The 25,147-nt window shown below is 38.2% G+C and carries 30 protein-coding genes; 10 read left to right on the top strand and 20 right to left on the bottom strand.

The window, feature by feature from the left end:
* The first annotated feature begins 33 nt into the window (after window positions 1–33).
* A complete protein-coding gene (locus CEF16_RS04400) occupies window positions 34–930 on the top strand; it encodes a cation diffusion facilitator family transporter (protein WP_091580156.1) in 897 nt (298 codons plus the stop codon).
* A 40-nt stretch (window positions 931–970) separates the two neighbouring features.
* On the opposite strand, the gene CEF16_RS04395 is transcribed toward CEF16_RS04400, so the two are convergent.
* The 4 genes from CEF16_RS04395 to CEF16_RS04375 form a co-directional block, all read right to left on the bottom strand.
* Window positions 971–1,288 (bottom strand): ArsR/SmtB family transcription factor, encoded by a 318-nt coding sequence (locus tag CEF16_RS04395; RefSeq protein ID WP_091580153.1) that lies wholly within the window; start codon window positions 1,286–1,288, stop codon window positions 971–973.
* 790 nt (window positions 1,289–2,078) lie between these two features.
* Window positions 2,079–3,806: an assimilatory sulfite reductase (NADPH) hemoprotein subunit gene (cysI, locus tag CEF16_RS04385; RefSeq protein WP_091580148.1), complete on the bottom strand. Its 1,728-nt coding sequence runs from the start codon at window positions 3,804–3,806 to the stop codon at window positions 2,079–2,081.
* Window positions 3,807–3,828: 22 nt separating this feature from the next.
* The gene (locus tag CEF16_RS04380) at window positions 3,829–5,679 is read right to left on the bottom strand and encodes an assimilatory sulfite reductase (NADPH) flavoprotein subunit (protein ID WP_091580145.1); all 1,851 of its coding nucleotides are present in this window, start codon (window positions 5,677–5,679) and stop codon (window positions 3,829–3,831) included.
* A gap of 276 nt (window positions 5,680–5,955) precedes the next feature.
* Window positions 5,956–6,186, bottom strand: a complete 231-nt coding sequence (locus CEF16_RS04375; RefSeq protein WP_139185883.1) for a hypothetical protein — start codon at window positions 6,184–6,186, stop codon at window positions 5,956–5,958.
* Window positions 6,187–6,414: 228 nt separating this feature from the next.
* Here CEF16_RS04375 and CEF16_RS04370 point away from each other — a divergent pair, with 228 nt between their 5' ends.
* Entirely contained in the window at window positions 6,415–6,870 is a 456-nt protein-coding gene (locus CEF16_RS04370) for a divergent PAP2 family protein (protein ID WP_091580140.1), read from the top strand.
* Between the two features lie 24 nt (window positions 6,871–6,894).
* Here the strand turns inward: CEF16_RS04370 and CEF16_RS04365 are convergent, their stop codons facing one another.
* The 4 genes from CEF16_RS04365 to CEF16_RS04350 all read right to left on the bottom strand — a co-directional run bounded on the left by CEF16_RS04365 (window position 6,895) and on the right by CEF16_RS04350 (window position 9,581).
* Complete coding sequence (locus CEF16_RS04365; RefSeq protein ID WP_091580137.1) at window positions 6,895–7,497, bottom strand: trimeric intracellular cation channel family protein; 603 nt, start codon at window positions 7,495–7,497, stop codon at window positions 6,895–6,897.
* 154 nt (window positions 7,498–7,651) lie between these two features.
* On the bottom strand, window positions 7,652–8,017 hold the full coding sequence (locus CEF16_RS04360; RefSeq protein ID WP_091580135.1) for a hypothetical protein: 366 nt from the start codon (window positions 8,015–8,017) through the stop codon (window positions 7,652–7,654).
* Window positions 8,018–8,031: 14 nt separating this feature from the next.
* The gene (locus tag CEF16_RS04355) at window positions 8,032–8,550 is read right to left on the bottom strand and encodes an acyl-CoA thioesterase (RefSeq protein ID WP_091580132.1); all 519 of its coding nucleotides are present in this window, start codon (window positions 8,548–8,550) and stop codon (window positions 8,032–8,034) included.
* A 149-nt stretch (window positions 8,551–8,699) separates the two neighbouring features.
* On the bottom strand, window positions 8,700–9,581 hold the full coding sequence (locus tag CEF16_RS04350) for a LysR family transcriptional regulator (RefSeq protein WP_091580130.1): 882 nt from the start codon (window positions 9,579–9,581) through the stop codon (window positions 8,700–8,702).
* Between the two features lie 180 nt (window positions 9,582–9,761).
* Here CEF16_RS04350 and CEF16_RS04345 point away from each other — a divergent pair, with 180 nt between their 5' ends.
* Window positions 9,762–10,511 (top strand): sulfite exporter TauE/SafE family protein, encoded by a 750-nt coding sequence (locus CEF16_RS04345; RefSeq protein ID WP_091580127.1) that lies wholly within the window; start codon window positions 9,762–9,764, stop codon window positions 10,509–10,511.
* Between the two features lie 105 nt (window positions 10,512–10,616).
* Here the strand turns inward: CEF16_RS04345 and CEF16_RS04340 are convergent, their stop codons facing one another.
* The 3 genes from CEF16_RS04340 to CEF16_RS04330 all read right to left on the bottom strand — a co-directional run bounded on the left by CEF16_RS04340 (window position 10,617) and on the right by CEF16_RS04330 (window position 11,758).
* A complete protein-coding gene (locus tag CEF16_RS04340) occupies window positions 10,617–10,817 on the bottom strand; it encodes a hypothetical protein (protein WP_091580124.1) in 201 nt (66 codons plus the stop codon).
* A 165-nt stretch (window positions 10,818–10,982) separates the two neighbouring features.
* Window positions 10,983–11,321, bottom strand: coding sequence for an ArsR/SmtB family transcription factor (locus CEF16_RS04335; protein ID WP_091580122.1), 339 nt, complete (start codon window positions 11,319–11,321; stop codon window positions 10,983–10,985).
* Complete coding sequence (locus tag CEF16_RS04330) at window positions 11,321–11,758, bottom strand: SRPBCC family protein (protein ID WP_091580119.1); 438 nt, start codon at window positions 11,756–11,758, stop codon at window positions 11,321–11,323. Before CEF16_RS04330 ends, CEF16_RS04335 begins: the two co-directional genes overlap by 1 nt.
* 285 nt (window positions 11,759–12,043) lie before the next feature.
* On the opposite strand from CEF16_RS04330, the gene CEF16_RS04325 reads away from it, so the two are divergent.
* From CEF16_RS04325 to CEF16_RS04310, 4 genes are all read left to right on the top strand, one after another.
* Window positions 12,044–12,313 (top strand): ion channel, encoded by a 270-nt coding sequence (locus CEF16_RS04325; RefSeq protein WP_342750463.1) that lies wholly within the window; start codon window positions 12,044–12,046, stop codon window positions 12,311–12,313.
* Window positions 12,314–12,487: 174 nt separating this feature from the next.
* A complete protein-coding gene (locus CEF16_RS04320; protein WP_091580113.1) occupies window positions 12,488–13,402 on the top strand; it encodes a patatin-like phospholipase family protein in 915 nt (304 codons plus the stop codon).
* A gap of 346 nt (window positions 13,403–13,748) precedes the next feature.
* The gene (locus tag CEF16_RS04315; RefSeq protein WP_091580112.1) at window positions 13,749–13,952 is read left to right on the top strand and encodes a hypothetical protein; all 204 of its coding nucleotides are present in this window, start codon (window positions 13,749–13,751) and stop codon (window positions 13,950–13,952) included.
* Between the two features lie 57 nt (window positions 13,953–14,009).
* Window positions 14,010–14,861, top strand: a complete 852-nt coding sequence (locus CEF16_RS04310) for a protein-glutamine gamma-glutamyltransferase (RefSeq protein WP_091580110.1) — start codon at window positions 14,010–14,012, stop codon at window positions 14,859–14,861.
* Window positions 14,862–14,919: 58 nt separating this feature from the next.
* On the opposite strand, the gene CEF16_RS04305 is transcribed toward CEF16_RS04310, so the two are convergent.
* The 4 genes from CEF16_RS04305 to cypC form a co-directional block, all read right to left on the bottom strand.
* A complete protein-coding gene (locus CEF16_RS04305; protein ID WP_091580108.1) occupies window positions 14,920–15,075 on the bottom strand; it encodes a small acid-soluble spore protein P in 156 nt (51 codons plus the stop codon).
* Between the two features lie 93 nt (window positions 15,076–15,168).
* Complete coding sequence (locus tag CEF16_RS04300; protein ID WP_091580105.1) at window positions 15,169–15,759, bottom strand: DsbA family oxidoreductase; 591 nt, start codon at window positions 15,757–15,759, stop codon at window positions 15,169–15,171.
* Window positions 15,760–15,871: 112 nt separating this feature from the next.
* Window positions 15,872–16,714: a GNAT family N-acetyltransferase gene (locus CEF16_RS04295; protein ID WP_170031577.1), complete on the bottom strand. Its 843-nt coding sequence runs from the start codon at window positions 16,712–16,714 to the stop codon at window positions 15,872–15,874.
* A 157-nt stretch (window positions 16,715–16,871) separates the two neighbouring features.
* A complete protein-coding gene (cypC, locus tag CEF16_RS04290) occupies window positions 16,872–18,128 on the bottom strand; it encodes a CYP152 family fatty-acid peroxygenase CypC (RefSeq protein WP_091580100.1) in 1,257 nt (418 codons plus the stop codon).
* Window positions 18,129–18,278: 150 nt separating this feature from the next.
* On the opposite strand from cypC, the gene CEF16_RS04285 reads away from it, so the two are divergent.
* Window positions 18,279–18,998, top strand: coding sequence for a DUF421 domain-containing protein (locus tag CEF16_RS04285; protein ID WP_091580097.1), 720 nt, complete (start codon window positions 18,279–18,281; stop codon window positions 18,996–18,998).
* On the opposite strand, the gene CEF16_RS04280 is transcribed toward CEF16_RS04285, so the two are convergent.
* On the bottom strand, window positions 18,988–19,458 hold the full coding sequence (locus CEF16_RS04280) for an SRPBCC family protein (protein WP_091580094.1): 471 nt from the start codon (window positions 19,456–19,458) through the stop codon (window positions 18,988–18,990). The genes CEF16_RS04285 and CEF16_RS04280 overlap by 11 nt on opposite strands.
* 129 nt (window positions 19,459–19,587) lie before the next feature.
* On the opposite strand from CEF16_RS04280, the gene CEF16_RS04275 reads away from it, so the two are divergent.
* Window positions 19,588–20,007, top strand: a complete 420-nt coding sequence (locus tag CEF16_RS04275; protein ID WP_091580092.1) for a VOC family protein — start codon at window positions 19,588–19,590, stop codon at window positions 20,005–20,007.
* A gap of 92 nt (window positions 20,008–20,099) precedes the next feature.
* Here the strand turns inward: CEF16_RS04275 and CEF16_RS04270 are convergent, their stop codons facing one another.
* From CEF16_RS04270 to CEF16_RS04260, 3 genes are all read right to left on the bottom strand, one after another.
* Window positions 20,100–20,570 (bottom strand): hemerythrin domain-containing protein, encoded by a 471-nt coding sequence (locus tag CEF16_RS04270; RefSeq protein ID WP_245917760.1) that lies wholly within the window; start codon window positions 20,568–20,570, stop codon window positions 20,100–20,102.
* Window positions 20,564–21,247 (bottom strand): M50 family metallopeptidase, encoded by a 684-nt coding sequence (locus tag CEF16_RS04265; protein WP_091580089.1) that lies wholly within the window; start codon window positions 21,245–21,247, stop codon window positions 20,564–20,566. The genes CEF16_RS04270 and CEF16_RS04265 overlap by 7 nt, the downstream gene beginning before the upstream one ends.
* A 229-nt stretch (window positions 21,248–21,476) precedes the next feature.
* A complete protein-coding gene (locus CEF16_RS04260; protein ID WP_091580086.1) occupies window positions 21,477–23,135 on the bottom strand; it encodes a thiamine pyrophosphate-dependent enzyme in 1,659 nt (552 codons plus the stop codon).
* A 95-nt stretch (window positions 23,136–23,230) separates the two neighbouring features.
* Between CEF16_RS04260 and CEF16_RS04255 the strand changes: the two genes are divergently transcribed.
* Window positions 23,231–24,793 carry an FAD-dependent oxidoreductase gene (locus CEF16_RS04255; RefSeq protein WP_091580084.1) on the top strand — a complete coding sequence of 521 codons (1,563 nt, stop codon included), beginning with the start codon at window positions 23,231–23,233 and terminating at the stop codon, window positions 24,791–24,793.
* Here the strand turns inward: CEF16_RS04255 and ytxJ are convergent.
* Window positions 24,790–25,134, bottom strand: coding sequence for a bacillithiol system redox-active protein YtxJ (ytxJ, locus tag CEF16_RS04250; RefSeq protein ID WP_245917759.1), 345 nt, complete (start codon window positions 25,132–25,134; stop codon window positions 24,790–24,792). The genes CEF16_RS04255 and ytxJ overlap by 4 nt on opposite strands.
* Window positions 25,135–25,147 lie beyond the last annotated feature (13 nt).

Raw genomic sequence — 25,147 nt, 5'->3', positions numbered from 1 at the left:
TGAGCTAATACGGTGTGTAAAGAGGTGTTGTTCATGGGCCATAATCACGGACATTCCCATCACGCAAACAAAAAGGCTTTACTCATTAGTTTTATTCTTATCTCTTTATTTATGATAATAGAAGTAATAGGAGGCGTACTAACCAACAGCTTAGCGCTTTTATCTGATGCAGGACACATGCTAAGTGATGCTGCTGCTCTTGGGTTAAGCTTGCTTGCGTTTAAACTTGGAGAAAAAAAAGCAGATACAGCCAAGACGTTTGGGTACAAACGATTTGAAATACTAGCGGCATTTTTAAACGGCATCACTCTAATGGCCATTTCCGCCTATATCTTTTACGAAGCGTTTCATCGTTTTGTTGATCCACCTAAGGTAGCCAGTATCGGCATGTTATCTATCGCTTCTATCGGATTATTCGTTAATATTATCGTGGCTTTCATTTTAATGCGTGGGGATACCTCAGATAATCTGAATCTTAGAAGTGCTTTTTTGCATGTTCTTGGAGATTTATTAGGCTCTGTGGGTGCGATTCTTGCGGCACTTCTCATTTTGATTTTTGATTGGAGCTTTGCCGATCCGATAGCCAGTGTTATTGTTGCTGTTCTTGTATTAATCAGCGGATGGCGCGTCACTAGAGACTCTGTTCATGTTTTGATGGAAGGACATCCTGCACATGTAAAAGTTTCAGAAGTCAGAGAGTGTCTTAAAAATTTTAACGGAGTCGTCAGTATTCATGATCTACACATCTGGACCATTACTTCTGATTTTCCTACATTAACTTGCCACCTTGTCGTTAACGACGATGTTGACAGAGATAAGTTGCTGCAAAACGTTACAGATCGGCTCAAAGACGAATTTGGTATCCATCACAGCACCATCCAATTAGAAGGGCCTCCGATGATTCACCGCCACGATGATACGTGTAATTAACAAAACAAACCATGTACTCATTTATGAGCATGGTTTGTTTTTAGTCATGAAGGCAGTGATTTATCGATTGGTTTAAAAGAGACACCACGTGCTGGTCTTCTAGAGAATAGTATATGGACGTCCCTTCTCTTCTGAATTTCACTAAACGAAGCTTTTTTAAAAAACTTAACTGGTGGGATACCGTAGATTGAAGCAAAGATAATTCCTTTGCAATTTGAGAAACAGCACACTCTTTTTGCGATAATAAATATAATATCCTCACTCGAGTCGGATCGGACAAAGCTTTAAACGTTTGTGTAACCAGTAGCAAGGTCTCTTCATCTAACTCTTTACTATTATGGTTGTCTACTTCACTCATCGATCTATTCTCCTTTAGGAAGTAAATCATTTCACTATTAGCATACCGAAAATGGCTAAGAAAAGAAAAGGTAATTCCCTTGAAAGTTCCTGTCTTTGCAGGGTTATATTTAATATTCCGCTGTTTTCACAAATGCTAATCATACAATATACTATCCGAAACTCACTGGTTACTTAACGTCCCGCTATGAAAAAGGACGTAGGGCAGCCATAAGATCCGTACAGCTTGCTTCTGGGACTTTTTTTTCCTGCATAGTAAAAAAATTACTCAGCCCAAGTGTTTCCCCTTTTTTCCATGTCCATATGTTTTCATGATAGATACTTCTTTCTTAGCAATAGTGACATTAGGAACTTTTTTGATACAAACCTTTTGCCTATTTTTAAGATCAAACCCAAAGTACACTTTTCCATATGTTCCTCTGCCTTTTGGAGAAGCTTCTACCTTATACTGATCCCATATAACTATACGACTCACCACCTTTCCGTTTACAGAATTTGTATTCTATATTGTATTCGGAGTGAAAAACTTTGCTTAGATGCTTAAACGAAAAAAACTCGGCTTACCAAAAAATTTTAAATAAGAAAATTAGAAGGTTTTCATTAAAATGCGGCCTGAATTCTAATTAGCCATTAGAAACTTTCTTAAAGCGATATTAGAAAAACTAGGCTTGCCGCCGAGTCTTTATGGCGAAAACCTTAGTTTTCTTATACTTTGATCGTTTAACAAAGTTAAACTTTCCTCAATTAAAAAAAGCAGGACCTCTATTGGCCCTGCCTTCACCTATTTCTAATTAGTTATGAAAATCTAATCCCGATTCCACTTCTTTTACATACCCGGCACGGATGACATAGTCACCAAAGTGCTCGCCTTCCTGCCTTTCTTTTGCATATTCCAACAAAATCGGACGTAATGTTTCTAGTATTTCTTCTTCTCCAATGTTTTCACGATATAGCTTATTAAGTCTTTCCCCTGCAAATCCAGCACCCATATACATGTTGTACTTTCCTGGTGCTTTACCAATAAAGCCAATTTCAGCTAAAGTTGGACGAGCACATCCGTTTGGACAGCCAGTCATTCGGATAGTTATTTCATCGTCTTGCAATCCTGCTTCTTCCATAATAATCTCCAGTTTATCAATTAAAGACGGCAAGTAACGTTCTGATTCTGCCATAGCAAGTCCGCACGTTGGAAAAGCAACACAAGCCATTGAATTTCTACGTAATGCTGAATCGCGTTTGCCATCTGACAGACCGTACTTTTCAACAAGTTCATTAATTTTACGTTTCTTTTGAGGTGTCACATTACTGATAATCAAGTTCTGATTTGGAGTGAGTCGGAAGTCACCGGTATGAATGTTTGCAATTTCTCGAAGACCAGTCATTAACTGATAATCATCCGTATCTTTAATTCGGCCATTTTGAATAAACAATGTAAGGTGCCAGCGGTTGTTTATTCCTTTCACCCAGCCATAGCTGTCTCCGTTATTTTCGAAATGATAGTCTCGTTGTTCTTCTAAATTCCAACCCAATCTCTCATGAAGTTCATCTTTTAACCAGTCTAAACCTCTGGCATCAATGGTATATTTAAAGCGAGCGTTTTTTCGGTTGGACCGGTTGCCATAATCTCGCTGGATAGTCAGAATTTTTTCTGCTACCTCAAGGACATCTTCTGGTTTACAGAAACCGATGACTCGTCCTAGCTGAGGATAAGTATCCGTTTCCCCGTGGGTCATTCCCAGGCCCCCGCCAACGGAAATGTTAAATCCTTGCAGCTGTCCGTCTTCCACAATCGCAATGAAGCCGATATCTTGGGAAAATACATCTATGTCATTTGATGGAGGAACAGCAATACCAATTTTAAATTTTCTTGGCAAATACAATGCTCCATACATAGGCTCGACTTCATCTTCAGTCTGAGAGCTGTCCACTACTTTTTCATCGTTAAGCCAAATTTCATGGTAGGCTCTCGTTTTCGGAAGAAGATGTTCACTGATCTTCGTTGCCCAGTCATAGACATCCGCGTGTACCTCTGTTTGGTATGGATTTGAATTACACATTACATTTCTATTCACATCGCCGCAAGCAGCAATCGTATCCATCATTGCTTCGTCCATCGCCTGCATGTTTTTCTTCATGTCCCACTTCAGGATACCGTGCAATTGAAACGTTTGACGCGTTGTCAAACGAAGCGTACCGTTTCCATATTTATGAGCCACATCGTCCATTGTTAACCATTGTTTCGGTGTAGCCACTCCGCCAGGAAGACGTACACGCACCATGAAGGAATACGCTGGTTCTAACTTTTGCTGGCGTCTTTCATTACGTACATCTCTGTCGTCTTGTAAATAACTTCCGTGAAACTTTGTCAATTGGGCATCATCGGCAGAAACCGCTGCAGTAAGCGGATCTGCAAGAGATTCTTCCAACGTTCCCCGTAGATAATTACTTTCTCTTTTTATTCTTTCATTATCACTGGGAGGTCCAGATTGGGCTGGAACCACTACTTTATTTTTTTCCATGGTTTATCCCCTTTCCTCTCCATTAATACACATCACGTTGATAACGTTTTTGCTGCTGCATATCTTCAATATAAGCATCGGCATCTTGCTCACTCATGCCGCCTTCTTGCTGCAGGATTGTTCTTATTGCTTCATGGACATCGCTGGCCATGTATTGTTCGTCCCCGCAAACATAAACGACAGCGCCTTCCATAAGCCAGTTATAAAACTCCTCACTCTTTTCGAGCATACGGTGCTGTACATACACTTTTTCCGCTGTATCACGCGAGAAGGCCACATCCATTTTTGTTAGAACACCTTCTTTTAGCCATCTCTGCCATTCTACCTGGTAAATAAAATCGGATCTAAAATGCTGATCTCCAAAGAACATCCATGTTTTCCCTTCTGCTTCCGTTTCTTCTCTTTCTTCTAAGAAAGCTCTAAACGGTGCAGCACCAGTACCTGGCCCTATCATTATGATCGGCGTATCCGTATCCTCAGGAAGTTTGAAGTTTGGATTTTTTTGAATATATACAGGGAGCAAGTCACCTGGTTCCGTACGTTCTGCACATTGACCAGAGCATACTCCCGTACGTGCCCGTCCGTGCGTTTCATATCGAACTGTACCAATCGTTAAGTGTACTTCATCTGGATTTGCTGTTGGAGAGCTGGCAATAGAATATAAACGCGGAGGAATTTTTCTAAGAATCTTAACAAACTCACTTGCCGGAACATTCCAAGGCGCAAAATCTCTGCCTAAATCCAAAAGGTCTCTTCCTGTTATATATTCTCTTAAGCTATCCTCATTGCCTTTTTCCACCAGTTCCTGCAGGCTGCTATTATCAGAAAGCGGTGCTGCTTTTTCAAGAAGCGGTTTAGTCAAAACAGTAATTTCATAAATAGAAATCAATGCTTCGCGTAAAGACCGCTGCTCTCCTTTTTTATTTATTGTAATTAATTCGTCAGGATCCCAGCTCATTTCATCTAACAATTTATCAACGAGTTCAGGGTCATTTTCAGGATAAATTCCTAAACTATCTCCTGGTTCGTATTCAAGACCTGATCCTTCAAGAGATAATTCAAGATGACGCGTTTCTTTATTAGAGCCGCGTCCATTTAGATTAATATTATCTAAAAGTTCTGCTCGAAAAGGATTTTTTCTAGAATAAGGTGATGGAGCTCCTGCTGTAACTGCCTCTTCTTGCAGAGGTGCTGGGGCATTAGCAGGTGCGTTTGCTTTCGTTGCTTCTTGCAGTGAACCTAATACTCCATCTAGCCATTCTTCAGCGGATTCTTCAAAGTCCACATCACAATCAACACGCTCGTGAAGACGTTCGCCTCCCAGCTCTTCTAATCGCTTATCAAAATCTTTTCCTGTTTGACAGAAGAACTCATAAGAAGTATCACCTAAGGCAAGAACAGAGTAACGAAGCTCCTCTAATTTAGGTGCACGTCTGCCATGCAGAAATTCATAGAAAGAAAGAGCATTGTCCGGCGGATCGCCCTCTCCATGAGTGCTCACGATGACTAGCAGGTTTTCTATTTTCTTAAGTGTTTTTGGCTTAAAGCTATCCATTGACGAAAGAGTCACGTCAAAACCCTGCTCTTTTAACTTTTGGCTTGCATCCTCCGCTATACTCTGCCCATTCCCGGTTTGTGATCCATAGAGAATAGTTATTTCTTTAGAAACACTTTGAACAGCACCTTGCGAAAGCACTTGGGGTGCTTCTTGCAATGCAGCTGCATTTTGTGCTGCAGGCGCAGCTGCTGTTTGGTTGGCAGCTAGATAGCCGCTCAACCATATTTTTTGTTCTTCTGTTAATGTTGGCAACACTCGATTAAGTAAATCCGTTTGTTCTTGACTAAAAGGACTGTTATTTATGAGAAGCTGCAACAGTATCCACCTCACAAAGCATATTTTTTATCCATCTCCATAGTTTTTCAGACAGACATAATGCTAGATGTATCATCACCATTATGTATAAAAATCAAATGCCGGTGACACGTTGAGTCAGGCACATCCTTGGTTTAAACTCGACAGCATCTATGAGAAAATACAGGGATGACTAAACTTGCAATCTAGCGTCAGAATTATTATGTTTAATCGTATCTTTATTATTCCTATGTGTCAAGTTGGTTTTTGATACTAATGAAAAGAAAAAACAGGTTTTTAGTAAAGTGCAAGCCCCTGATATTCCCTAGACAGGCTTTCTTCACATCCTTTTTGTGGGCTTGAGGTTTCAAAGCTAAACTGGATTTTGCCAATATGATACATTTTTGAAAGGCTCAACTTGCTAGCTGCCTTGTAAAGGAAGCTTCCTAAAAACGCCGCGTTCTGTGGCAAAAGCGGCATTTCTGCTTTCCTGTGCTGTGTGCATACTTCTTTTGCTGACCATTTCATAATATACCTTAGAAGTGGAACAAATTAGGTATACATAATCATTGGATTAATGTTAGTCATTTATTATCTGTAAAAATGCCGGATAAATCAAAGCTTGAAAGGATAAAATAATTGTGCAAATCAAGTAACATTGCAAAAAATTCGAGCACCTAATGAAATGCAAGTCTTATACTTTGGTATTCACATAACACCTTTAGAATTAAGAAACCATATAAGAGGTGAATTCAAATGAATCGAGGAATAGTGACGGCATTATCTGCAATTGGTATCGCACAAGGTCTTAAAGTTTTTACACATAAAAGAAAAACAGACAAATGGAAATGGAAGACTGTATTTCAGACCGGCGGCATGCCCAGCTCCCACTCAGCAGGGGTAGCTTCACTTGCTTCTTACATTGCAGCAAATAAAGGAACCACGTCTATTGAAACGGCTATTGCTGTCATTTTTGGTGCTATCGTAATGTATGACGCCCAAGGAATTAGACGTCATACAGGCGAAATTGCGACACTGGTAAATGACATTGACGAAGATATTGAAGTGATTTCAGATGATTTTCCTAGTTTAAGGCACGAAAAACAAGAAGACCAGTTAAACGAACTACTTGGCCATCAGCCGGCTGAAGTAGCCGGAGGCGCTTTGTTGGGAGTCTTGCTTGGATTAATCAGCGCTAACTTAGAAAATTGACAACATAACTGAGACACTCACTCGTCAATCATTTATTCGGCGGTACGGCAGGCGCCAATGAAAAGAAACGGAAAGCATTCTAAGTGTTACAATTAGGATAAGCAAAAGAATGTAGCCAGGTGTAGAATCAACCAGCCCCATCCCAACAATTAAACCTGCCAGCATCGCCCAGGCGATATAAATTTCTTGTCGCAAAAACATTGGTTTTCGATCTGCTAACACATCTCTTATCATTCCGCCGCCTGTTCCTGTTAAAGCGGCGGCTGCAATTGCAGCACTAACTGGGTGCCCAATATTTGCAGCATAAATCGCTCCTTGAATAGCAAAAGAGGCTAAACCGATCGCATCAAACAATACCCCCCACTTCACCCAATGATGAATCCACAGTTTCGGGAGAATAAATGCGATAGTCATTGCTATAAAAGCAATAACAAATAAGTCCCCTTGTTCCCACAATGCAGATACAGGCACACCTATAAGAAGATTACGAATAGCCCCTCCGCCAAACGCCGTTACAAACCCTAATATATAAACACCCATTAAATCATATTCTTCTTCCATAGCCACAATCACACCGCTAAGTGCAAATGCAATTGTTCCTATGACATTTAATATATCCCAGGTCATCGTTTCCATTCCTTTGTATAAAGTACACTATCCTTAAAGGATAGCATATTATTTTATCCATATCTGTTGAATAGTAAATTTTTATGCTTTTATAACCATTTAAAAAAGCTTGTCTTTTTATCGGAGACAAGCTTTTTTTATTCATATGCGTTTTTTATCCCGAGTACCCTTTTAAAGTCTCTGGACGTTGACCAAGGATTAACTTGCAGAGGTTTTCATGCCCCATTTCTTTAGAAAGAAAAAACAATTTTCTAATTTCCTCAAAATGAGAATGATTTTTTAATTTCCGCACTTCATCGTTATACAATTTGATAACAGATGCTCTTAAGTGAGGGTTTGCATATATATCGGGATCTTCTTCTATTAATATACAACCCAAGTACCGGTATTTAATGTGCAATTGTCGTGTTAAACTTGTCACGTGTACTAATTCTTCATACAAATCCGGTTGTTGCTGTATTAAATTATTAAGCTTTTTTCTACCAGAGTATAATTCTTCTAAACTTGATAATGCAATCATTATTTCTTCCCCCTCTAGATCTCCCATGGTTTTTCCAAACTAATGGACCCAGCTAATTCTTTACTTTTTTCTCTTTTTAGTTTTCGCAGTTGTTCCCTCTCCGGGCCAGTTTCAAACAGCTTTTTTTCTTCTTCTGTGACAGGGGAAATTCCCGGTACTTTAATAGGTTTTTTCCTTTCATTTAAAGCCACAAATGTTAAAAAAGCGGTTGTAGCAATACGGCGTTCTCCCGATATCATATCTTCTGCAATCACTTTACAAAATATTTCCATCGAACTTTCACCTGTATAAGAAACAAACGATTCAATACAAACTGAATCTGTTTGATAAATAGGACTTAAAAAATCAATGGAATCTGTTGAGGCAGTAACGCACTCTTTTGCTCTAGAGTGACGCCTTGCTGACAATACGGCACAGCCATCGAGTTTTTTCATTAAGACGCCGCCAAATAACGTATTGTAATTATTTAAATCACTGCATAAAACCTGATCAGTGTTAACAACTCTGCTATCTTTCGGGTGCTTACTTTCCATTTTTACATTCACCTTTTCTACCAAAAAACGATTCATTTACAGTCTTTATATTAGTATGAAACGTATTATGCGTAAAATGGAATTATTATATAAGAGTAGATAACTCCTGTCTATGATAACGGTTACAAATGAAGGCCGGCATAAAAACATTACGAATGGAGCTTTTCCTTGGCAAATCGAAGCCACTCATTAGCAGCATGAGATAAATAACTATCTTTTCTCCAAATGACAGCAAGTTTCCAATACATATCAGAATGTTCAATCGGCAATGTAACAATATCCCCTTTTAATTGATCACATATGCTCTCCGGTAAAAGGGTCACCCCTAATTTAGATGCGGCCATCTTTCCTAATAAGTCCCATTGCGAACTTTCAAAAACGATAAACGGTTGAAATTCTTCTCTCTTGCATGCAGACATAATTCGGTTTCTTAACGCAAAATCACTATTCAACAACATAAAATGCTCTTTTTTTAAATCTTTTAATGTTATCTTTTCTTTTTTAACTAAAGCATGTGATGGATGAACGACCAGTTTAATATCTTCTGTTACAAAGGAAAAAGAATCGAATATATCATTATTAATGGGCAAGACGACGACTCCAAGATCAAGGGTTCCATCTTCTACATCTTCTGCAATTTTATTTGATCCATTTTCCATTAATTCAATGGAGATGGCAGGATAACATTCACGAAATGCTCCTATGATATTTGGAAAAAAGCTAGAACCGACCATGGGAGGCAAGCCGATCCGAATATGCCCTTGTTTTAGCCCCGACAGGTTTTCTAATTGATTTTCTAAATCCTTAAATGCGTTAAGAATTACTTGAGCTTGCTCCAAAATAATTTTACCTGCATCGGTTAGCACTACCCGTTTTTTCGAGCGGTCAAATAAACTCACATTGAACTCTTTCTCTAAATTTTTAATCATTTTACTAATAGTTGGTTGTGTCACATATAAATGCTCAGCTGCTTTACTAAAGCTGTTGAACCGATTTATTTCAATAAAATATTGAAGTTGTTTGATATCCATTGTTTTCACCTGCCCTAGCCCGTTCTTAAGACGATAATTTCTTTCATCATTATAACGCAGCACATGATAAAGTCTACGTTTCAACAAATAAATGCAGTTTTAAAAACATTTTAATTGAGTTTTCTTTATATTCTATTAAAATGAGAAATGTTACTAATTTAAGGGAGGTGAATAAAAAGTATGTTTGATTTGACTACGTTAGATATAGTCCTCGTCGTATTATGTGCCATTTTAATTGGTATTTCTAAAACTGGTTTGCCTACGCTTGGCATCTTGGTTGTTGCTGTTATGGCTTCTATTTTTCCCGCACGAGAATCGATAGGCATCGTTTTGCCGATGTTAATTACAGCAGATATCGTTGCTGTTACATATTATAGACGAAGTGTTAATTGGAAAACCTTGTTTTCTTTACTTCCCTGGGTATTAGGAGGATTGTTCAGCGGGTTCATTTTATTATATTTTATTGTGTCAAGCAGGCCGATTGAGATCATTTTAGGGGTAATCATATTAATAATGTTAGCCCTTCAAATATTAAGAGAGCGCTGGGGTTCAAAGTGGCTTGATGCCATTCCTCAATCAAAATGGTTTGTAGGAATAATGGGTACGTTAGCTGGTTTCACTACAATGGTTGGTAATGCTGCCGGACCGATCATGGCCATATTTTTACTAGCAATCGCCCTTCCTAAAAAAGAATTTATCGGGACAGGGGCATGGTTTTTCCTCTCTGTTAATCTCATTAAAGTGCCAATGTATATTGGCTTAGGATTAATTACATGGGAAACAGTATCTTTTAACGCCTGGGTTATCCCGGCTATCTTTGGGGGGACCTATTTAGGTATAAAATTCCTGCCTTTGATTCCTCAAAAACAATTTAATATTATCATCTTATTATTAGCCGTGTTTGGCGGATTCCGCCTGCTTCTAGCATAAAACGAACAACTTTCCTTAGAGAAGGTTTTAAAATGATCTTCCCGCTGGAAGGGAGGAACTATAGGAACTTGATTCCTCCCTCATTCAGCTTCTATATCGCTGCTGTTAGTATTTCCGTCTTGTCATCAATTTTTGCTTTTCCATAATTTTATGAGATTTTTCGATGATATCTGTTAAAACTTCTCCCTTATGTACCTTTCCATATTTCGTATTTTCCTGATAGTATTCTACAACTTCCTCTAGTAACTGAGCCGTTTCTTTACGGACACGGACATTGAGCTGGACCTTTGCGCTTTCTGAATTCATCAAATCAGCCTCCTGTAATATCATCTGCTATTATTTTGATAGCAGATGATAGCAATGAGCTATCAACTACTACCATAAGGGTAATCGGAGTGTTTTGTCAATTTTTTCCACTCATAAAAGGAAAAAGAGCATCCCTTCTTTATTCATTTAGATGGAAGATTTACTCTATTCCTTGTCTTTATTAGAATCATTGTTTTCTACGTAATGCTTCAACATAACCAATTTGTTATCCCAAAACTGCTCAAAAAAGGAAAGCCATTCTTTCAGTTCTATAAGAGAATTTGGCTGCAGTTTGTAACGCTTTTCACGTCCGGACTTCTCGATGCTGACCAGCTTCGCATCGGATAGAATTCGCAAATGTTTTGAAACAGCAGTACGGCTCATTGGGAAATGTTGACTCAACTTTGTTACCGGCATCTCACGCTCTGCTAATAACGTAAGCATTTTTCGCCGCGAAGGATCCGCAATGGCTTGAAATATATCTGGTTTCTCTTGAGCTCCCATTATTCTTCCACTACTTTTCGAAGTTTTTCATGTACTAAAGAGTCCCAGCCATTGTTCATTCGATTTCTTATCTCTTCATTAGTTTGATCCGGTCCTGGACCAGGTACTATATCTTCTGGCTCTCCCCATCCTGAATGAACTAAAGTAAATTCCGTTTTATCTCCTAAATCTTTTAATTCAAAAGAAACGATCCAACCATCTTCTCCCCACGCAAAAACCAGCTTATAAGGGGCATCAAACTCTAAAACTTTACAAGGCGTAGGTCCAAAAGGAGTATGAAGCGTAAATTCTTCCCCTGCTTGCGGGGTGAAATTATTCGGCATAAACCAAGCCTCTATACCTTTTGGTGTTGCTGCTGCCTCCCATACTTTTTCGATGTCCGCATGAAATACCGTCGTTTTACAAATATCAGGAGTCCCTGATGTATGTTTACTCATAACAAATTCCTCCTGTCAGGTTATATGTAACTATATGGTTTCGCATTAATTTTACGAAACCTTCAGGTTACATGTCAATGAATTTTACGATAAAATAAACTTTTTATTTTGCAGCAAATCGGGTAAACAGAAAATTATTCCATAGAAAGGAGGATTATTATTCTGTCTGCTGTACTTATCGGAATAACTATATTATTTCTTCTTTTAAATCTCATATATTTTTTCACCAACAAATCATACAAACAAAGTTATGTAAGGCCTGCTCTTTTTTGTCAATTGTTTTTTGTGCTTTTTAGTATCACTTTTGGTTTTGCGATCCTTTATTATTTATTATCTTTAGAAACAGTTGTCTTAAAAGTAAATGATCCTACAGGAAAGCCTGCAGATGATTCTTTTCTTAATTTGTTGTACTTCAGTGGTGTTACTATTTTATCGGTTGGGTATGGAGACCTTGTGCCTGTTGGAAGCGCCAGGTTCTTTTCTCTTCTTGAAGCTGCGATAGGTTTATTGCTTCCGGCTTCCTATTTTATGAAAGCAATCAACAGTTTGGATTAGAAAAACTTGGCTTACCGCCCAGTAGAAATGGCGGAAACACCGTAGTTTTTATTATACTTTGATCGATTAACAAATTTCCTAAAGTTTTAAGAAAAAGAATGAACAAAGGAATCTCCTTTCAAAAACAGAATATAGGAAAGGAAACACTCAACCGGTATCGTGAGGTGGGTTATTTTGAAAGCAGATGCAGTATTCGAAGGCGGCGGGGTTCGCGGAATTGCTTTTACAGGGGCTATTCACGCTATGGAAGAATGCAATATAGATTGGCAGCGGCTAGCTGGCACATCAGCAGGAGCTGCCATTGCTGCCCTATTAGCTAGCGGTTATAAAAGCTGTGAAATGCAAGAATTGCTAAAAAAGATGGATTATTCGAAGTTTCGGGGCAGAACTTTCTTCCATCACATTCCTCTTATAGGGAGCTTTTTAGAATTAACCTTTCACTTAGGAATTTATAAAAATGACTATTTAGAAAACTGGATGGATACCCTGCTCGCAAAAAAAGGCGTCCACACCTTTGCAGATCTTCCAGAAGACAAATTAAAAATAATTGCCTCCGATATTTCAAACGGGCAGATGCTCATATTGCCTGATGATTTAGTACGATATAATATGACTCCAAATGATTTAAAAATATCAACTGCCGTTATGATGAGTGCTTCTATGCCTTTTTTCTTCCGGCCGGTTATTTGGAAAACAAAAGATGATCATAAATCATATATTTTAGATGGCGGACTGCTTAGTAATTTTCCTATATGGATTTTTGATGTTCCCAATCCTCGTTTTCCTACGTTTGGTTTTCGTTTTGTAAAAGAAGAAATAAATATCGGTTCTGTTATTCCTACCCCTATCCATCTTTTTAAAAATATATTTAAGACAATGATGCAAGCACATGATTTAAGGTATATCAATGAGGAAACCAAAGAACGCACAATACAAATCCCAACAGGAAATATTACTTCTACAGATTTTGACCTTACAGATGAAGATATTACATTCCTTTATCAATCCGGATACGTCTCAGCAAAAAAGTTTTTATCAAACTGGGACTTTGAAGAACATAAGAAAACGCGAAAACATCCATCTTTTTAATATTAATCGAAATGGACATCCTAGTAGCAGACAAGCATGAAAGGAATTTGGGTGACATATGGAACAGGTGCGCGTGCAAAAGGGAGACATATTACTCTATAAAAAAAAGAACACGCTGCCAAGTAAACTTGTTTCTTGGGCTACAAAATCTCCATATACTCAGCAATGGATGAAACAGAAATGATTGACACAATTTTTTTAAAGTAGTAAATATACATCACATCAATTATAAACGTGAATTTACCCTATTACGCGTAAAAGATGCTACAGAGGAACAATTCAATAATATCATTTATTTAGCATTAAAAAGAAAGGCAGTTCTTATGATTACCTTAGGATACTTGGCATGATATTGAAATATGTTATTAAAGTAGATCTTCCCCATACTTTAAGTTTAAAAGAAAGATTTATATGTAGTGAAGTGATTGATCATTCTTATTACAGGGCAGGAATTAACTTATTTCCTCACCGCAGTCCAGGAGATATTGCACCAGCGGATTTTTTAAAATCCGATCGCCTTTCTGTTGTCTGTATTAAAAATGACGCATAAAAGCCTCCGTTTGAAAATACGCTACAATAAATATCTAATCTCAGAAAGAGGTATTTTATGATTCAAGTGGCGGGGACGGCTTTTTACCAGACGAACCTTTGGCCCTCAGGAAGTATAGAAAATAGAATTGTTCAAGCATTAATGGATGATTCATTCATCTATTCCTTTCCTTCCATGAATGTATTGTCATTTGAAGTAAAACTGCGAAAAAATATCATTGCAAGTGCAAGAGCTTTACATGACAGTAATGTGGAATTTGAAATTTTTTCTATGACTCGAGCAAACCCGCAGTACTGGTTTGTAACTAATATTGGTTCTATCGAATTATTACCTGGCACAAGGCCATCAGATGCTATTCGCGATATCTTTACTAACAGCTCTTTTTACGGATTTGAATGTGCAACTGCTATGATTATTATTTATTACTATGCTGTATTACGCGTTATTGGAGAGAATGCATTCAATCGCCTTTTTCAAAATATTCAATTGTACAGTTGGAATTTTGACCCTGATTTAGGTTTAACCACGAGAAATACCAATTACTTTATTCCTGGAGACGTTGTATATTTTGAAAATCCCGACTATCATCCGCACATGTCGCAGTGGCGCGGGGAAAATGCCGTTGTTCTGGATAACGGTCTGTATTTTGGACACGGCATAGGCATTACGACCGCTAGTGAAATGGTTGAGATTTTAAATGATTTAAGAAAACCAAACGCTACCAGATCCGCGTACCTATCAAGTATAGTTGCCAGACCAGACTTTTTCCATTTAGCTAATATAACCATGCAGCGACCGGACTATGTTAGACGAAAATGGATGTATGTCATTATTCAGCACAATGAAAATTCGATCTCACTAGACCGGTATATCTTTTATTTACATTCACTCCATAATCCTTTTATTTAAGGAGAAAATTACAGGGTACGTAATCAGCCCGCACGGTAGAAAATGCGGGCTGATTACACTACATATCATGAGAAGTATTCTTTTTTTGTCGTGAATGATTTCTGTTTTTCACTTTATGAGAACCATCCATTGGCTCTCCATACGGTTGTTTCAGACTTTGAGGCAAGTTTACTTTTTCCTGTTGTTTCGGACCTTTCGGATTTTGTTTTGCCATATCCTTATCTCCTTCATTCTTATTAAGTCTATAAGGATAGATTTTGTTAGATAAGTGCAGTCTATACTTGTGAAAAATTGATTTCTCTTTGCTTTACCTTTCTTGCTCTATAATGTGCTCGAGTGCTTCCTTCGAACGCATCCCCGTAATGGTCGTCTTTCCAATTATAAAAGTTGGTACAGCTGTGATATTAGCTTCTTGGTAGCCATGTTTTAATGCTTTTTGGTGTTTTTCTTTATACGTTCGTGCTTCTAACACCTCTTGATATTTGTTTTTATTTAAACCAACCTCTTCTGCTAACTGCGTTAACACTTCGATCTTGCCAATGTCTTGTTCTTCTTGAAAAAAAGCACGAAGTACCCTGTCATTATAAACATTCCCTTTTCCCATTTCTTTAGCATACTGATACCCCTCAAATGCTAAATGGGTATGCGGTTGTGGAGAAACACCGGGAAGGACAATATCGATTCCCATTCTCTCTGCCATCGGGTACACAGATTGTTTCCAAGTTGATTGCAAGTAATTGTCTTCTGGTCTCAGCGTTTCATTTGGATAAGGCCGCAATTCAAACGGCATCCATTCTACTTCTACGTCTTTATCTTTAATTGCTTCCTGAAGCGGCACCTCCGCTAAAAAACAAAACGGTCATACAAAATCCGAATAAACTTTTATTTTAAGAGTCAAAACGCAGGCCTCCTTTTTTTATACTTTAGGAAAGTTTAACCTTCATAAAGAATCAAAGTATAAGAAAAACGGTGGCATCGGCCATAAAGTCTTGGCGGTAAGCCAAGTTTTTCTAATTTAAAGTGTCTTCTGTTTCATATGAAAAAGCATAGCTTCGATAGGAAAACTGATGGGTAAAACCTAAATGATCTGCCACTGCTTGAGAAGATTTATTAGTATCCTTACAATCCCAATATGGAAGAAAACCACGTCTCAAACAATCCTGTACATAATAGTGCCCTATTGTTTTTGCAAGTCCTTTGTTTTGATGGGCCTCCGAAATCTCAATAGCAATACACTGCCTCTTATCTGCAGCGAAATTTGTATGGCAGATACCTACTATTTCGTCATCAAAGACGATACAATACCCTAGCCCCTTATTAAAAAAATCCTCTTTTGAGAACCAGGATTCTTGTATTTTTCGATCTAAATAAGAAATATTTATTATGTTACGCTCCTCCTCATAAAATTCTTTTGTAATTTTTTTGATTCTATACGGAGGAAGTAATGAAGCTTTTTTGGGAATATAATCATCCTGTTTCAATATAAAAACATGTTGAGTCCAGCTCGTTAATGACTGATGTGAAAACAGTTTTTGTATGGTTGGATTCCATCCAGAATGGTTTCCCATCATTTCAAAATAAAAGAGCTCTTTGTCTGCCATTTCGGGCTTTATAACTTCTTCAACATACTTCACAATCTCATTATTGAAATCAGCGTGACTATCATTTCCAATGAAATAGAAACCATCATTATTACCAAGCCAAACCATTCCAGCTTTAGGTAATAAAGAATTATTAACAAATATCCGCCCGCTGTTAATCCCTTCTACTACTGCTTTTGCTTCTACATGACTATCTGGTTTAAGCAATGGTCTGCACCTTTCAAAAGCATCTGTTTGTAATTCACAAATCATTTTTATCCCTGCCATTTGATTAAATTTAGTGCGAGCTCTTAATTATTGGTATATTTTATACCTTTTTAGAAGTAATTAAATATTTAACAAGCAGGTGCATACATTCTGCAAAAACAGCTAATGCTCTTAACTTTAAACGACTTTAAACGATGTTACGTTATTTTGGTCTAACCTTCCTTATAACAAAACGGCTTTTTGGTATAGAAGGCATTCTAACCATACTATAATTTAAATCTTGAGGCGGTACTTCATATTCCATCTCTGTTGTTATAAATTTCATACTTGCTTTCATTACCATAACAGTAAGCCATTCTCCTGCACAACGATGTCCTATGTAATGGTCTCCCCCGCCTTGCGGAATAAACCGAAAAGGACTGCCTTCCCAATTCTTAAAACGCTCCGGTTTAAAATCATCTGGGTCTTCCCATAAGTCTGGATGATGATTTGTTCCGTAAATATCTAACAATACTAACATCCCTTTTTTAAAATGGCACTGTTTCCAGGTGAAATGTTTGCGTACCCTTGCACCTGTAAAAGGTCCAAACGGGTAAAACCGCCGAACTTCCTGCACAAACATTTTGCTGTACTCTTCATTATCCTCTTGTAGTTTTTTGTAAGTTTCTGGATATTCATGCAGCGCTAAAGCCCCAAAGGTTATATACCTGCCAATAGCTGCAATCGGTCTTATTACGTTAATTAGCTCTATTGCTGCCATTTGAGAGCTTAATTTCTTTCCATTTCGTTCTCTATGCCATGCTATTATATACGAAGCGGTATTTTCCGGAGGATTTAATTTACCAGATCGAATTTCTTTTATTATATCTTTTATCCATTTTTCTGTTCTTTTACGTGCATGTTTACCTTGTCGATACCTCTGACCAACACCTCCAAATGCATCTATCATTGCTCCTAAATCTTTGCTCCTTTGATTCACTTCTTTTTCTCTTATTGGAACACCTGCCCATTCACATGCTGCCTTGCACATCATTTCTTCGGTTTCATCAAATAACACAACGTCAATTGCTTTTTCCCATTCTGTAACTTTATCTTTCCACTGCTTCAGCGTCAAATCCACCATATGGTCCAGACGTTCCGGTGTCATAAGGGATAAAAACATCCGCTTTCGATGTTTATGCTCCTCCCCGTCCATTCCTTGAATGGCATTTTCACCAAATAACGTTTTTTGAATGCGTTTTGGTGCTGCACCCTTTCGCTGAAAACGTTCATTATCATAAAACAGTTCAGCGGCCTCTTTTCCGCTCATACAAATAACCTTTTGCCCAAACAAGCGGGTTTGAAAAATATCAGAGTCCAATTGTTTACGTCTGTTAGGAATAAATTGAAACCCTTCCTGCAACAAAGCCAGTGTATTATCTAATGTTTTATCTTGAGGGATAGAGTTATTTGATTTCATGCACCTTCGTTCCTCCTCATGAAAATAATCAAGATCATGTCTATATTTTCCCTAAAGGTGTCATTGTATAAACCAAAAAACTAGCTTTGTATCCGTCTTAAAAGTTTTGGAAAAACTGTAAAATATGTCACTATCAAAGAGGTGGAAACATTGGTAGAAAACGTGAAAGATATCGCACTTGTACTCGGGAGAATCATTACAATTTTACCTTTATTATTAGTGATTACCATTTTCATGGGAAAGCGTGCGATTGGAGAACTTCCTATATTCGATTTTTTAATCATCATTACACTTGGAGCCATAGTAGGAGCAGATATTGCTGACCCAAGTATTAACCACATTCCTAGCGCTGCTGCTATTTTAGCGATTGGTCTTTTGCAGCGGCTCGTGGCCAGATGGAAAATATCAAACCGGAAAGCAGGACGGCTGATTACATTTGAACCAACAGTAGTTGTCCAAAACGGAACCTTCCTCGTTAAAAATATTAAAAAAATCAGGTATTCCATTGATAATATTTTACAAATGCTTCGTGAAAAAGACGTGTTTGATGTGAAGGAAGTTGAAACTGCGGTCATAGAGGCAAACGGTGCACTAAGCGTATTAAAAAAACCGGAAAAAAATGCTGTAACCGCTGAAGACATCGGTATAAATAAACATTCCTTGGTTGCTTTCCCGGTAATAATAGAAGGGGAAATTTATTCCAGTGTACTTTCTCACTTAAATGTAGATGAAGTGTGGCTTCGTACTAAACTAGCTGAAGAGGATATAGACGACATTTCAAATATTTTTTTCGTTTCGATTACGAAACAGTTAGATATACACATATCTTTAAAAGATGAAACAATTACAGTACCACCCATTAAACATTAAACGCTGTTTTGCTGTATTCTGCTTCTGCTGTATGTTTTACACGTTCCACAAACTGTGCCGTTACCTTTTTTCCAGCGAACAATAAAATGATGCTGGCAAACCATTTTAAAGGACGGTTAGTAGCTGTATAAATAAAATCGGTTTTATTATCCGAAAGTTTTCTTAATTCATACTTCGCCGTAATATCAAACATGTTTGCAAGTACAAAAGCAATTTTAAGTTTCTTATGTTCTGGTGTGTTCATATATTCTACCGTTTCCACCTCATACTCTTCTATACGTTTTCCTTCTTTATATTTTTGGCGGTAAACACTCCCCACCCCTTCATCTGTAATTTTAACCGGTTCATGCTCCATGACGTTTGGCATAATTTTTTGCATGTTGTCTAACGAGCCATCTAATAATTTCCAAACTTCTTCTATCGGAGCATCTATTTCTGTTTCTTCTGTCCATTTTTTCATAAGAGTCCCCCTATACATATAAGTTTCTTTTCATTAAAAATATTCTCTAGTAATTCGCGGTAAACCTTTTTCTGCGTATGAAAATAGCCTATGTTAAAATGAAACCACTATGGAACAAGGAGAAAATATATGAAAAAAGAACTCGATCACATTGGAATTGCTGTAAGAGACTTAGAAGAAAGCATAAATTTCTACAAAAATGTCTTAAGCGGAGTATTACTGGATCGTTATAGAAGTGAGGATAAAGGGGTAGAAAGTGAAGTGGCTATTATGGAAGTAAGCGGCAACCGAATAGAATTACTCCTGCCAACAAATAACACCACTTCCCCTATTGCCCGCTTTATAAAGCAAAAAGGAAAAGGCGTTCATCATATTGCCTATCGTGTAGATAATTTAGATAATGCTATTAAAGATCTGGAAATGAAAAAGATACGTGTCATGGAAGAAACATTGCGTATTAATAAACATGGCAGACGGTTAATTTACTTGAATCCTGCCGACACAGAAGGAACAATTATCGAATACTGTGATTATCCAAACATGAATTAGGATTCAGGCTCTAGTTTTCCTCATTGAACTAAGATATTTCTTGTTATTCGTACGGTTTTGACCGTTTAAAAACAGTATATCGGATCCTCTGTTTACTTTTCACGGCGGCCATGAAAGTAAGAAGATAACTGCTGTAATTTTTCCTCTGGCAATGCTTGTTCTATCATTGGAAAAATAACTCTTTCTTCGTTTCTTACATGCGCTTCCAGTTTTACACCTAACTGATTTAATAAAGCAGCTGAAGCGTCTTCTTTTTTTAATAAAAGATCAAACAATGCACGAATTTCTACATGTTCTATCAGCATTTCCTTGATTTCATTACGCTTAATAGAAGCATATTGAGAAAAAGCTGGCAGCAGTACTTCTTCCTCATCACGAAAATGTTTAATTCCACATGGATCCCAAAAAGATGCTGCATCTTCTATCGTTTCTTCTAAAGAATACCGAGATTTTTCTGTGCCCGCCCGTTTTAAATTCATCGCAACAAAAAGAGCGCGGTGATGATGATGCGATAATGGATATAATGCCTCATGTCTTATAATCCCTTTGCGCTTATTTACCACAGTTGAATCACCTCTCTCCAATTCGATAAAAGATCAACGTCAAACCATATTCCACACCCTATCATAAACAACAGTGTTCCTTGCAGTAAAAATAAAAACCCCCATAGCTGGGCAGGAATAAATGTTAAGCGAGCCAAAACCGATGCATCACCGGCGTGTTTTGGAGTTTTTAAACTAATTAAAAAAATATGCCAGCAGCTAAAAAATGCTTGAATCCATAATACTAAACTAATACCGATGATCAGGTACTCTAAGGCATCCACATAACTCTGGTACCATAAAAGATATGTACCGGTTAATATCGAAAGAATCCAAAAGATGCCAAATAAATTTCTTACCCAAAAGATCAAGTTATACCCGAGCAAAACCAATAAACTGATACCAGCACCTAGATACCATTCTTTTTCAACCATGTAAATAAAAAGAACAGAGAGTATTGATGCAAATGGATAGCCAGAAAGTGATGTCAAAATGAGGCCAGGCCGGTGATGATGAGTTGCTGCAACCCCTTCTGTGCTGCTAAAAAGAGAGATTGATTTCACTTCCCCTCCGGTTAATAACGCAGTCACTGCATGTCCACTTTCATGAACAAGCGTATTAAAAAGAGAAAAGTACGGTCCTATAACTGGTATATACATAAGGAAGCCAATAACGACAATAATAAAAATAGTTTCCATTGAAACACCTCACGTAATGCAAAACGTCCGGGTTACTAGCAGTGTTTATAATAATTTTACTGTTTCTGATTCTTCCAGAAAACAAAAAAGCTTAAGTCAATATTTAAATCTAGTATGATTTGATACCGGAGAAGCATCAATAAATCTAACGATTAAACGTGTCTATATGGACCAACTTCCTAGGTCTAAAAAACCAACGAACCATCATCCCCTTAAATAGGGATGGTATTCATTTATTAGATTTATGAATATCGGATAGATTGGACAAAACAGAGATATTATCCGGATGACACATTACTTCAATAAGAGCAGGAGCTTCGTGCTGGATTGTTTTTTGCAGGGCTTCTTTAAATGATCTGTGATGATTAATACGCTGCCCATACACGCCCATTGCTTCTGCTAATTTACTAAAATTAATTTCATTTAAACTTGTACCTATGACATGGTGAGGAAATACTTTCTCCTGATGCATACGAATCGTTCCATACATACTGTTGTTAAAAACAACTGCTATGATCGGTACTTTATGACGAACAGCGGTTTCGAGTTCCTGAACGGTCATCATAAAGCCGCCGTCTCCAGACAAAGAAACGACCGTTTTTTCAGGAAAAACCATTTTTGCAGCTATACCTGCCGGAAGACCGTATCCCATTGCTCCTGATGTCGGCCCTGCATATGTTTTTGGTTCATTAAAGCTGTAATAATTATGAAGCCAAGCCGCAAAGTTTCCTGCATCATTTGTAATAACAGCATCATCCGAAAGAACTTCCTGCAGACTTTGGATAATTTGGGCTATATCTACTGTTTCACTATTTGGATGTTCCGTAATAGCAGTTGCTTTATCATAAACCTGCCTGCATTCTATAGCCCACTTTTCCCATTCCTGGTTTGGTTTTATTTTATTTTCTAATAAAGCAGTCAATGCTTGCGAGGCGTCAGCCACAATACCTGCCTGTGGAGGATAAACTTTTCCCAATGTATCCGGGTCTATATCTATATGAATGAGAGTTATATTCTCTTGAAATATGGAATAGCTTTGCGTCGTTATTTCAGAAAGGCGCGTTCCTATGGCAAGTACGGTGTCTGCCTGTCTCATTGTATTTAAAATTTCCGGGAAGGTTCCTAAGCCAGTGTGTCCCGCATATAACCGGTGATTATTCGGGAATATATCATGCCTGCGAAAAGAAGCTATGATAGGAATGTTTGATGATTGCACAAAAGCTAAAAGTTCTTTTTCAGCCTTTGAACGAAGTACCCCTCCGCCAGCAATGATTAAAGGACGTTTTGATTGTTTTAGCAGATGAAGAGCTTTTTTTATTTCTTCTTGGTTAGCTGCAGGTCGAGAAGGTGTATAAGGAGCCTGTGGATAATAAATACTTTCTTCTTCTAAAACGTCGGCAGGCAGCGACACAACAACCGGACCAGGACGTCCAGACTGAGCGATCCGAAAAGCTCTGCTGATCATTTCATTGGCCCGATTTGGATCAGTTAGTTCATATGTCCACTTTGCGACATGAGAAAACATCCGATCAAGCTCAATTTCCTGAAAACCCTCACGACCGCGAAATTTCCGGTCCACCTGCCCTAAAAACACGACCATCGGAGTAGAATCCTGATGCGCAGTATGCACACCGATAGAAAGATTAGAGCCCCCCACTCCTCTTGTAGCCATTACCACTCCTGGCCTGCCGGTTAGTTTTCCATACGCTTCCGCCATAAAGGAAGCCCCGCCTTCATGACGACAGGAAACAAAATCAACAGCCTCCTCAAGATATATTTCATTCATTACATCAAGAAAGCTTTCCCCTGGAACGGAAAAAACCCGATCAACCGCTTCTCTTTTTAATATGTCGACAATTTGAGCAGCAACGGTTTTATAAACATTCATTTTTTACCATCCCTTCTATCAATGAGGGTTATAGAATTTATATAAAATGTAAACACTTGTTATACTTCTTACGTTTAAGAAATGGAGTGACTCCAATGACTGAAAAATTACCGCAATTCCCAGAACCTTATTGGCGGGATACAGCCGATTTGCCAACATTTGATGCATTGCATGACGACGTAAAAGCAGATGTAGTCATAGTAGGCGGAGGGATTACCGGCATTACGGCTGCGTATCGATTAGTAAAAGAAGGAGTAAAAGTTGCGTTAATCGAAGCTGATCACGTATTAAATGGGACGACTGGGCACACAACAGCCAAAATTACAGCTCAACATGGACTTATTTACGATGAAATCATCCAGCATATGGGGCAAAGTAAGGCTAGAATGTATTATGAAGCAAACACAGAAGCCCTTCAATTTATTGAACAAACCGTTAATGAACAGAAAATCGAATGTGATTTTAAAAAACAAGATGCGTATTTATATGCTACTACCAATCAATATGCGCAAAAACTGGAAAAAGAATGGGAAGCTTATCAAAAACTAACTATAGACGGCAGCCTGAACGAAAGCATTCCATTTAATATTCGTGTAAATAATGCCTTATCTATGCCAAACCAGGCGCAGTTTCACCCTCTAAAATATTTAGCTCACCTTTTAAAAGTTATTACAGATGCTGGCAGTCTCATTTTTGAACAGACCACTGCAGTAAACGTGGAAGCAGACAGCCAAGAAGCGACAGTTTTGACGAGAAACGGCCGCCGAATTACAGGCAGTCATATACTTGCTTGTACCCACTTTCCTTTTTATGAAGGAACGGGTTTTTACTCCACGAGAATGTATGCTGACCGCTCGTATATTTTAGGTATTAAGACGAAAGATGCGTACCCAGGAGGTATGTATTTAAGCGTTGACCAGCCAACACGCTCTTTGCGGTCTGCATCCATTAACGGTGAAGAAATAGTTTTGATTGGCGGGGAGAGCCATAAAACCGGTCAAGGTAAAGATACTCTAGAACATTATGAAGCGTTAGAATCGTTTGGAAATGAAGTTTTCAGTCTAGAAAACATTGTCTATCGCTGGTCTACCCAGGATTTAACAACACTGGATAAAATTCCATATATAGGAACAATCACCTCGACACAGCACCGAGTTTTAATCGCCACAGGGTATCGTAAGTGGGGAATGACAAATGGGACAGCGGCTGCACAATTGTTAACCGATATCGTGCTGAATAAAGAAAACCCGTATACCACCCTTTATTCACCTTCCCGTTTTTACGCTGATCCAAGTTTAAAGAAATTTTTTATGGAAAACGTAGATGTTGCAAAACATTTAGTGAAAGGAAAACTAGATATTCCTTATAAAAATACGAATGATTTGGCTGTTGACCAAGGGGCTGTTGTAACGATAGATGGTAAACGCAAAGGAGCTTATAAGGATAAAGAAGGGCAGGTTCATATCGTTGATACCACCTGCACCCACGTTGGCTGTGAAGTTGAGTGGAACCATGGCGACAGGACATGGGACTGCCCTTGCCATGGTTCAAGATTTTCCTATACAGGAGAAGTCATAGAAGGTCCAGCTGAAAAGCCTTTGCAGCGAGAAGACCATACCATGCTAGAAAACGCTACAGACGAAGATTCTGGATACTAACTGCGAACAGCACTCTGAATCGCTTGTTTTGTAATATCGCTGTGTGAAGTGTCCCACACAGCCTTTTTGTTTTTCACAAGAATAGCTTGAGGAGATTCGTGTTTAATTTCTATATCATCTGCAATTTTCTGGGAGACAGGCCTGGATTCAATAACCTTAACAAATACAAACTCTGCTTCTGATTCGCTCATTTCTTCAACGCCAGCCTGTACTTCCTCCCATGCATCAGCACTTATCGGGCAGGCAGTACTATGTTTAATAATCATCACTGCCTGCTCATTAGATTTTTCCAAAATATGTTCCCAATCTTCCATTGTTGTCAATTCGGTGAGTGCAGTCACTTCAATAACTTCC

It is taken from the genome of Alteribacillus bidgolensis (genome assembly GCF_002886255.1).
GTDB lineage: Bacteria > Bacillota > Bacilli > Bacillales > Marinococcaceae > Alteribacillus > Alteribacillus bidgolensis.
This window is presented reverse-complemented; position numbering and strand designations above follow the sequence as displayed.